The organism is Streptococcus sp. 2154, assembly GCF_013277255.1.
Taxonomy (GTDB): Bacteria; Bacillota; Bacilli; order Lactobacillales; family Streptococcaceae; genus Streptococcus; species Streptococcus pseudopneumoniae.
In genome coordinates, this window is sequence record NZ_VMMK01000014.1 from 45,686 (window position 1) to 53,724 (window position 8,039).

The 8,039-nt window shown below is 41.9% G+C and carries 9 protein-coding genes and 1 pseudogene; 3 read left to right on the forward strand and 7 right to left on the reverse strand.

Features of this window, described 5'->3' with window-relative positions; translation table 11 throughout:
• Window positions 1–122 precede the first annotated feature (122 nt).
• The 6 genes from nusB to gatC all read right to left on the reverse strand — a co-directional run bounded on the left by nusB (window position 123) and on the right by gatC (window position 4,853).
• Window positions 123–548, reverse strand: coding sequence for a transcription antitermination factor NusB (nusB, locus tag HT693_RS00885; RefSeq protein WP_172924669.1), 426 nt, complete (start codon window positions 546–548; stop codon window positions 123–125).
• Window positions 541–930 carry an Asp23/Gls24 family envelope stress response protein gene (locus tag HT693_RS00890; protein WP_138704720.1) on the reverse strand — a complete coding sequence of 130 codons (390 nt, stop codon included), beginning with the start codon at window positions 928–930 and terminating at the stop codon, window positions 541–543. The genes nusB and HT693_RS00890 overlap by 8 nt, the downstream gene beginning before the upstream one ends.
• Window positions 931–951: 21 nt before the next feature.
• Window positions 952–1,512 (reverse strand): elongation factor P, encoded by a 561-nt coding sequence (gene efp / locus HT693_RS00895; RefSeq protein ID WP_000568643.1) that lies wholly within the window; start codon window positions 1,510–1,512, stop codon window positions 952–954.
• A gap of 130 nt (window positions 1,513–1,642) precedes the next feature.
• The gene (gatB, locus tag HT693_RS00900) at window positions 1,643–3,085 is read right to left on the reverse strand and encodes an Asp-tRNA(Asn)/Glu-tRNA(Gln) amidotransferase subunit GatB (protein WP_001008686.1); all 1,443 of its coding nucleotides are present in this window, start codon (window positions 3,083–3,085) and stop codon (window positions 1,643–1,645) included.
• A complete protein-coding gene (gene gatA / locus HT693_RS00905; protein WP_000143716.1) occupies window positions 3,085–4,551 on the reverse strand; it encodes an Asp-tRNA(Asn)/Glu-tRNA(Gln) amidotransferase subunit GatA in 1,467 nt (488 codons plus the stop codon). The genes gatB and gatA overlap by 1 nt, the downstream gene beginning before the upstream one ends.
• Entirely contained in the window at window positions 4,551–4,853 is a 303-nt protein-coding gene (gene gatC, locus HT693_RS00910) for an Asp-tRNA(Asn)/Glu-tRNA(Gln) amidotransferase subunit GatC (RefSeq protein WP_000705411.1), read from the reverse strand. The genes gatA and gatC overlap by 1 nt, the downstream gene beginning before the upstream one ends.
• A 212-nt stretch (window positions 4,854–5,065) precedes the next feature.
• On the opposite strand from gatC, the gene HT693_RS00915 reads away from it, so the two are divergent.
• The 3 genes from HT693_RS00915 to HT693_RS00925 all read left to right on the forward strand — a co-directional run bounded on the left by HT693_RS00915 (window position 5,066) and on the right by HT693_RS00925 (window position 7,848).
• The gene (locus HT693_RS00915) at window positions 5,066–6,610 is read left to right on the forward strand and encodes a peptide chain release factor 3 (RefSeq protein ID WP_001025441.1); all 1,545 of its coding nucleotides are present in this window, start codon (window positions 5,066–5,068) and stop codon (window positions 6,608–6,610) included.
• 753 nt (window positions 6,611–7,363) lie between these two features.
• Window positions 7,364–7,561, forward strand: a complete 198-nt coding sequence (locus HT693_RS00920; protein WP_119920200.1) for a glycosyl transferase family 8 — start codon at window positions 7,364–7,366, stop codon at window positions 7,559–7,561.
• A 110-nt stretch (window positions 7,562–7,671) separates the two neighbouring features.
• Window positions 7,672–7,848, forward strand: coding sequence for a glycosyltransferase (locus tag HT693_RS00925; protein ID WP_001816247.1), 177 nt, complete (start codon window positions 7,672–7,674; stop codon window positions 7,846–7,848).
• Window positions 7,849–7,874: 26 nt separating this feature from the next.
• Here the strand turns inward: HT693_RS00925 and HT693_RS00930 are convergent.
• Window positions 7,875–8,015: pseudogene (locus HT693_RS00930) on the reverse strand (helix-turn-helix domain-containing protein); the annotation flags it as partial.
• Window positions 8,016–8,039 lie beyond the last annotated feature (24 nt).

Genomic DNA, 8,039 nt, shown 5'->3' on the forward strand with positions numbered 1-8,039 from the left:
CGAAGTCAGTAACACATATACGACAAGGCGACGTTGACGCGGTTTGAAGAGATTTTCGAAGAGTATTACTCTGTGCAGAGGGGAAAGTCAAAAGGTGCCTGGAAGACCAAACACCTTTTTGATTATTCATTTTCTTCAGTTACAAATTGACTAAGCAATCCATTGATAAAACGGGCTGATTTTTGATCTGAAAAATTCTTGGCAAGTTCAATGGCTTCATTGACTGCTACCAGCTGAGGTGTATCAAATGATGTAATTTCAAAGATACCCAAGCGTAGTAAGTTTTTTTCGACCAAGGTCAAGCGTTCAACTGTCCAGCCTGATTTGAGGTGCTGGTTGATTTGTTTATCCAACTCTTCTTTTCGAGCTTGGATACCAGAAACCAAGTTTAGAAGAAAGGCTGGGATTTGCACATCTTCATCTTCACGGTCATGTGTGTAGGCAAAGCGACAAGCTGTTTCCATATCTGTTCCGAATTCAAGGCTCATAAGAGCTTGAAAAGCGCATTTACGAAGTTCACGTCTGGATTCTAATAGTGGACTAGTCATTGAGGAAGTCCTCGTCAAACAGATCTTTCAACTCAGGTTTTGGTGTTTTGTCTGGAACGATTCCCGCAACGTGAATATTGACAACAGCAAGTTCCACATCAGCCATATCATGGACAGCATCTTTGACTGCTTTTTGAATAGCAATAGCTACTTTAGGTACTTTCACACCGTACTCAAGGTAGAGATAGATGTCAGCAGTTAGCTCTTCGTTGCTTTCTTTTAAGTAGACGCCACGACCAAGAGAGAGTTTTGATAGGGTGTCAGATACGGATTTATTTGAAAATGAGTGGACACCATCAACTTTAGCAGTTGCGATGGCAATGATTTTTTCAAGTACACGTGGAGCGATAACGATTTCGCCAAATTGTTCTTCAATTCCCATAGAATGACCTCTTTCTAGAGATTAGGCACGAGAAACGTAAGTTCCTTCTGCAGTGTTGATGATCAATTTTTGTCCAGCTTCGATGAAGTCTGGAACGTTGACAACAAGTCCAGTTTCCATGGTTGCTGGTTTACCAGAACCTGTAACAGTAGCACCTTTGATAGATGGTTGTGTTTCAGCAACTGTCAATTCAACAGTAGTTGGTACAGTTACACCGATTACTTCAGTTCCGTAGAATTGGATTTTCACATCAGAGTTTTCAAGGATGTAAAGCAACTCATTTTCAACATTTACGACTGGTATTTCGTATTGGTCGTAAGTTTCAGTGTTCATGAAGTAGGCAGTTTCATCCATTTTGTACAAGTATTGAGCTGGAACAGTTTCGATAATAGCTTGTTCGAATTTTTCTTCTGGACGGTAGCTTGTATCAAATGTAGAACCAGTACGGACATCACGCAATTTCATACGCATGATTGTGTTCCCTTTACCTGGTTTGTGGTGGCTAGCTTCCAAAACGCGGATCAATTTTCCGTCTGCAGTTTCAAATGTCATACCAGCTTTCAATTTGCTTGCTTCAATCATGTTTTTACCTCTTTAATAAATATTATTACTCTTCATTTTACCATAAAATCTTCTGGAAATAAAGCCAAAATAGTTATTGGGAGATGGTAGGGGAGAAAAAACCAACCTCAAGGCTGGTTTCTTTTACATATTAATCTTCTTTCAACTTCGCCAATTCCTGTGCAAGTAGTTTAAGGGCAACTTGTGGGTTGGCTTGGCCTTTGGTTGCCTTCATAAGGAATCCTGTAAAGGCCTTGTCGGCGTTACGTTTGCCTGACTTGAAGTCGGCAACTGCGGCTTCGTTATCCGCAAAGACTTGGTGGATAATTGGAATCAAGACAGCTGGATCTGAGATTTGAACCATACCTGCTTTTTCCACATATTCACGCGCGCCACCGCCATTTTTAGCCAGGTGGACAAAGACTTTCTTGGCAATCTTAGAAGAGATAGTACCGTCTTCGATGATGGCAATCATTTCAACCAAGTTTTCTGGTGTCAATTCGATTTGTTCCAGCGTCTTGCTTTCAGCATTCAAGAACTGAGCGACTTCCCCTTGGAGCCAGTTAGAGACTTGTTTGGCATCACCACCTAGGGCAACAGCTTTTTCAAAGAAGTCAGAAGTGACTTTATTAGCAGTCAACTGACTAGCATCGTAGTCTGATAAACCAAGGTCAGATACATAACGCGCACGACGTTCTTTTGGAAACTCTGGCAACTCAGTCCGCATTTCCTCAATCCACTCGTCAGAAATTTCAAAGAGGGGTAGGTCTGGTTCTGGGAAGTAGCGGTAGTCAGCAGCCCCTTCCTTGACACGCATGAGGATGGTTGCTTTATTCGCTTCATCGTAACGGCGTGTTTCTTGGCGGATTTGACCACCTGAGCGAAGAATTTCAGCCTGGCGTCGGACTTCGTATTCAAGACCTTTACGAACGTTTGAGAAGGAGTTGAGGTTCTTCAATTCAGTCTTGGTACCGAATTTCTCTTGACCATAAGGACGAAGGGAGATGTTGGCATCCACACGCATCGAACCTTCCTCCATCTTAACGTCAGAAATGCCAGCGTACTGGATAACTTCCTTGAGGGCTGTCAGATAAGCATAGGCTTCTTCAGGAGAACGCATATCTGCCTCAGATACAATCTCAATCAAGGGAACCCCTTGGCGGTTGAGGTCAACATAAGAGTAGCCATCTGTACCATGGGTGTTTTTACCAGCGTCTTCCTCTAGGTGGGCACGTTCGATACCGATTTTCTTGGTCGTACCGTCTTCTAGTTCGACTTCAATCCAGCCATTATATCCGATTGGTTCATCAAATTGAGAAATTTGGTAGGCTTTGGGGTTATCAGGATAGAAGTAGCTCTTGCGGTCAAAGTGCATCTTTTTGTGGATGTCCATGTTGAGGGCAAGAGCAGCCTTGATTCCGGCATCGACAACCCCTTTATTGAGAACTGGCAGAACTCCTGGGAAAGACCAGTCAATCACGTTAGTGTTGGCATTTTGATCATTTCCGAAGTGGGCAGAAGTAGGTGAGAAGATTTTTGAATTGGTGTTGAGCTCTACGTGGACTTCAAGTCCGATGACTGTTTCAAAGTTCATTAGTTGTCACCTCCAAAAATCTCGGGTTGTTGTTTGTGGTAGTCTGTTGTTGCTTCAAAAGCAGCAGCAGCTTGGTAAATGGTTTCCTCAGAGTACTTGGGACCAATCAATTGGAGTCCGACAGGTAGACCTTGAGAGAATCCAGCAGGAATCGAAATTCCAGGCAGTCCTGCCAAGTTTACAGGTATGGTCAATAGGTCGGCTAAGTACATGGCAACTGGGTCATGGTTGAGAGAATTCAAGTCATAGGCAACACTTGGAGCAGTTGGACCCAAAATCAAATCATAATCCACGAAGACTTTTTCGAAATCTTGAATGATAAGTGTACGAACCTGTCCAGCTTTCTTATAGTAAGCATCGTAGTAACCTGATGAAAGGCTGAAAGTACCTAGCATGATACGACGTTTCACCTCTTCACCAAAACCTTGGCTACGGCTGTTTACATAGATTTCATCAAGATTTGTCGCATCCTCTGCGCGGTAGCCGTAACGGATACCGTCAAAGCGTTGCAAGTTTGATGAAGCTTCTGATGAAGCGATGATGTAGTATACGGCAACTCCGTATTTAGAGTGAGGAAGGCTGACTTCTTCGACGATAGCACCCAATTTTTCAAAGTGTTTGGCTGCATTCAGAATGGTTTCCTTAACCTCTGGGTCAATCCCTTCGCCTAGATATTCCTTAGGTAAAGCAATTTTCATGCCCTTGATGTCTTGACCAATTTTTGAAGTAAAGTCGGCAATGCGGACAGGGGCAGAAGTAGAGTCTTTGGCATCTTCGCAGGCAATAGCGTTGAGCAAGAGGGCATTTTCCTTAACAGTTGGTGCGAAAGGTCCGATTTGGTCTAATGAGCTACCGAAGGCAATGAGACCGAAACGAGAAACTGTTCCGTAGGTTGGTTTGAGACCAACGATCCCGTTGAAGGCAGCAGGTTGGCGGATGGAACCACCCGTATCAGAACCAAGTGACAAGCGGACTTGTCCTGAGGCTACAGCTGCAGCTGAACCACTTGATGAACCACCAGGAACCTTGCTGTGGTCCCAAGCATTTTTAGTTGCTCCGTAGTGAGAAGTCTCACCAGAACCACCCATGGCAAATTCGTCCATGTTAGTTTTTCCTACGACAATCATGCCCTTGGCTTTTGCATTGGCAACGGCTGTCGCATCAAAGATTGGCTCATAGTTGTAGAGCATTTTTGAGGCAGCAGTTGTGAGGATACCATCTGTAGAGATATTATCCTTTACTGCAAGCGGAATTCCTGAAAGGACATTATCAGTGTCAATTCCAGCTTCATCAATGGCTTTAGCTTGAACAAGAGCTTGCTCTTCAGCGATGGTAACAAAAGCGTTGATAGCTGTCTCGCGAGACTTGATATCTTCAAGCGTAGCTTGTGTTAATTCTGTTGCAGAAATTTCCTTAGAGACAAGGAGATTGTGCAAGTCTTCAATGGTTTTATTGTTGAAAGTCATTAGGCATCTCCTCCATCGTCTAGGATAGCTGGTACCTTGATATAGTAGTTGTCTTTTTCAGGTACGTTTTTAAACAAGCGATCACGGTCTGTTCCTTCTTCAGCCACATCAGGGCGGAGTACGGTCTTGCGGTCAGCCATGGTCGTAGTAGGTGCGACACCAGTTGTGTCAACTTCGCCCAGCAATTCAACCATGTCAACAATTTTAGACAAGGTCGTTGCAAAGGCAGCAGTTTCTTCTTCAGAGAATTTTAATTTTGAAAGATTGGCAACGTGTGTTACCTCTTCTTGCGTAATTTTCATCTTGCATCCTTTCGTGAAATGATGATTTTTAGTCTGTTCTATTTTACCATATTTTCCTATAAATAAGGGAGGGATAAGTGAAAAGAAATAGAAATTGAAAAAAATGCTAAAATCCGATATAATGGAGTGTTGAAAGGAATGGTAAAATCCAATGTAAAAATCATTCTTAGCTATTGAAACAAGAAAAATAGAGAATCAAAGAAAGAGAACTTATGAATATTCAAGAAGAAATTAAGAAACGTCGTACCTTTGCCATCATCTCTCACCCAGACGCGGGGAAAACAACCATCACTGAGCAGTTGCTCTACTTTGGGGGCGAGATTCGTGAGGCTGGTACCGTAAAAGGAAAGAAAACAGGGACTTTTGCCAAGTCTGACTGGATGGATATCGAGAAGCAACGTGGGATTTCGGTTACTTCATCTGTGATGCAGTTTGACTACGATGGCAAGCGCGTGAATATCCTTGACACACCAGGGCATGAGGATTTCTCAGAAGATACCTATCGTACCTTGATGGCGGTGGATGCTGCGGTCATGGTCGTGGACTCTGCCAAGGGTATCGAGGCGCAGACAAAGAAATTGTTTGAAGTTGTCAAACACCGTGGTATTCCAGTCTTTACCTTTATGAACAAGCTAGACCGTGACGGTCGTGAGCCACTGGACCTCTTGCAAGAATTGGAAGAAGTCTTGGGTATTGCGAGCTATCCGATGAACTGGCCAATCGGGATGGGGAAAGCTTTTGAAGGGCTCTATGACCTCTATAACCAACGCTTGGAGCTCTATAAGGGGGATGAGCGTTTTGCCAGTTTAGAAGATGGGGACAAGCTTTTTAGCAGCAATCCTTTCTACGAGCAGGTAAAAGATGATATTGAACTTTTAAATGAAGCTGGAAATGAGTTTTCAGAGGAAGCTATCCTTGCTGGAGAATTGACACCTGTCTTCTTCGGTTCGGCTTTGACAAATTTTGGTGTGCAGACCTTCCTTGAGACTTTCCTTAAGTTTGCTCCAGAACCACATGGACACAAGAAAACAGATGGCGAAATTGTGGATCCTTACGACAAGGATTTTTCAGGATTTGTCTTTAAAATCCAAGCCAATATGGACCCTCGTCACCGTGACCGCATTGCCTTTGTCCGTATCGTATCTGGTGAATTTGAGCGCGGTATGAGTGTTAACCTGCCTCGTACTGGTAAGGGGGCTAAACTGTCGAATGTGACTCAGTTTATGGCGGAAAGTCGTGAGAATATAACCAATGCCGTGGCAGGTGATATCATCGGGGTTTACGATACAGGTACTTATCAGGTTGGTGACACTTTGACAGTTGGAAAAAACAAGTTTGAGTTTGAACCGCTGCCAACCTTTACTCCTGAAATTTTCATGAAAGTATCTGCTAAGAACGTTATGAAACAAAAATCTTTCCACAAGGGAATCGAGCAATTGGTGCAAGAAGGAGCTATTCAGCTTTATAAGAATTACCAAACAGGCGAGTACATGCTGGGAGCTGTTGGTCAACTTCAGTTTGAAGTCTTTAAGCACCGTATGGAAGGCGAGTACAATGCAGAAGTGGTCATGAGCCCAATGGGTAAAAAGACCGTTCGTTGGATTAAACCTGAGGACTTGGATGAACGCATGTCATCAAGCCGCAATATCTTGGCTAAAGACCGTTTCGACCAATCAGTCTTTCTCTTTGAAAATGACTTTGCTCTCCGTTGGTTTGCGGACAAGTATCCAGATGTAGAGTTGGAAGAGAAGATGTGACTCAGTACCAACAATTGGAACTAAAGTTCCTAATTGTTGGACGCTAGTCGCTATTTGGCGAACTAGCTAATTGCCTCACTAACTGAGTTTTACAAATGGAATTGATTTGTAAAACTCAGTGTCGTAGTTCAGTAAATTTATTTGATTGTGTAACAATCTAAGTAACTAACGAGTCTGGGACAAAAGTCTAACCTTAAATATAAAAAGCGAACAAAACAAGTTATCTGACACTCAGAATTCTGTTTTGTTTGCTTTTTTGTCTAATCTATCGATTTTAAAAACTTATAATAAAGAATTCATAAAATCAAAATCTTTTTGTCCCAGACTCTAGGCGCTCCACTAGTAAAGTTTTACGAATAATATCGATTCGTAAAACTTTACGTCGTAACTGGTAGTGAGCGGTCTAGCTAACTGCCTCACTAACTACGTTTGGCAAATAGAATCGATTGGTCAAACTACGTGTCGTAGTATAACAATCGGCTTACCTAAACGCTTCACTAGGAAAAATCCACGAATAATATTGATTCGTGGATTTTTCCGTTGTAGCAGAAAGTAGGTAGCCTAGCTAACTGCCTTACTAACTACGTTTGGCAAATGAAATCGATTTGTAAAACTCCGTGTCGTAATGTAAAAATTGTAAACCGTAATGAGACTTCATCTAAAATCTCCACTGGTATGGTTTTACGAACGAATAGGCGAAAATAATGGTTACGTAGAAACATATGATGGGAATAAAAAGAAATAAGATAAAGAGTGAAAGAAGAGAAAAAAACGATTGTCTTAGGTGCAGATAATGCTTATATGGATAAAGTTGAAACAACAATAAAATCTCTTTGTGTTCATCATTATAATCTTAAGTTTTATGTTTTTAATGATGACCTTCCGCGAGAATGGTTCCAATTGATGGAAAAAAGACTAGAGACTTTGAATAGTGAGATTGTGAATGTTTAGATTGACAGTAGTATTCTGAAAGGTTATCGTCTCCCCTTTGAGGGACTTTCATATGCGGCTTTTTTAGGTATTTTATTCCAAAGTATGTAAGCGAGTCTCGTGTACTGTATTTGGATTTAGATATTGTTGTAAGAAAATCGATAGATGAGCTGTGGGATTTGGACTTGACGGCTATACCCTTAGCTGCAGTTAGAGATGATTTTTATACACATAATTTTAATTCTGGTGTTCTGTTAATCAACAATGGTATGTGGAGAGCAGAAAATGTCACGCAAGACCTGATTTAAGACACAAATAAAAAATCTTCCAATTCTCTGTTTCCGTGTCTGAAGGTTTCTTTTCCTTTCTGTTGATAGACTAGTAGCAGACGATTGATTTGTCTTTCAGAAAGATTAAGTTCGACACAGGCTTGTTTCTTTGTTTTCTTTCCTTGGGCAATAGCTGTTATAGTCATTTAGTTTTAAAAAGCGTTCCAAAC

Bases quoted from the DNA above. Each gene is read 5' to 3' on its own strand.
- gatC (WP_000705411.1), bottom strand. From the start codon at position 4,853: ATGAAAATTACGCAAGAAGAGGTAACACACGTTGCCAATCTTTCAAAA.
- efp (WP_000568643.1), bottom strand. From the start codon at position 1,512: ATGATTGAAGCAAGCAAATTGAAAGCTGGTATGACATTTGAAACTGCA.
- gatA (WP_000143716.1), bottom strand. From the start codon at position 4,551: ATGACTTTCAACAATAAAACCATTGAAGACTTGCACAATCTCCTTGTC.
- HT693_RS00915 (WP_001025441.1), top strand. From the start codon at position 5,066: ATGAATATTCAAGAAGAAATTAAGAAACGTCGTACCTTTGCCATCATC.
- nusB (WP_172924669.1), bottom strand. From the start codon at position 548: ATGACTAGTCCACTATTAGAATCCAGACGTGAACTTCGTAAATGCGCT.
- gatB (WP_001008686.1), bottom strand. From the start codon at position 3,085: ATGAACTTTGAAACAGTCATCGGACTTGAAGTCCACGTAGAGCTCAAC.
- HT693_RS00890 (WP_138704720.1), bottom strand. From the start codon at position 930: ATGGGAATTGAAGAACAATTTGGCGAAATCGTTATCGCTCCACGTGTA.